Annotated in this window: 2 rRNA genes; both read left to right on the plus strand. The window is 47.7% G+C overall.

What is annotated here, in order from left to right:
* Positions 1 to 280: ribosomal RNA gene (locus H0Z31_15775) — 23S ribosomal RNA — on the plus strand; the annotation flags it as partial.
* 91 nt (positions 281 to 371) lie between these two features.
* A 5S ribosomal RNA gene (gene rrf / locus H0Z31_15780) occupies positions 372 to 479 on the plus strand.
* The last annotated feature ends 175 nt before the right edge of the window (positions 480 to 654 follow it).

The following is a 654-nucleotide window of genomic DNA, read 5'->3' on the forward strand; positions in this document are numbered from 1 at the left end:
GTGGGCGTACGAAACTTGCGAGGATTCTTCTTTAGTACGAGAGGATTTGGAAGGACGTTCCTCTGGTGTACCAGTTGTCGCGCTAGCGGCACGGCTGGATAGCTAAGAACGGAAAGGATAAACGCTGAAAGCATATAAGCGTGAAGCCCGCCTCAAGATCAGGTTTCGTAGGGTTTAACCCGAAAGTCCCCTGAAAGACGATCAGGTTAATAGGCCGGATGTGTACGTGCAGTAATGCACTCAGCTAACCGGTACTAACGGACGATTGCTTGACCACTCGTATCGAGTGCTCACTCTATTGCTCTCTTGCGAAAGCATGGGAGTGCCAATTACCACAACATTTTCACCGTGAAAACGGTGATACGAGATTTTCCGGTGAACATATTTGAAAGGTCACACCCGTTCCCATCCCGAACACGGTAGTTAAGCTTTCAGAGCCGATGGTAGTGCCAAAAGTGCGAGAGTAGGTATTGCCGGAAATTTTTTACGAACCCCTTGGGCTCCTTTTGGAACCCGAGGGGTTTTTATTTGTATGGTTTCTCGAAATGATGCCGAATAAGTTGTTCGATAAATTTAACAGGTAGCCCAACAACATTGTCAGCGGTTCCTTCAAGTAAACGAAGGGGTAAAAGGCCATCCTGAAAGCCGCATGCA

This window comes from Bacillus sp. (in: firmicutes), assembly GCA_017656295.1.
GTDB lineage: Bacteria > Bacillota > Bacilli > Bacillales > JACDOC01 > JACDOC01.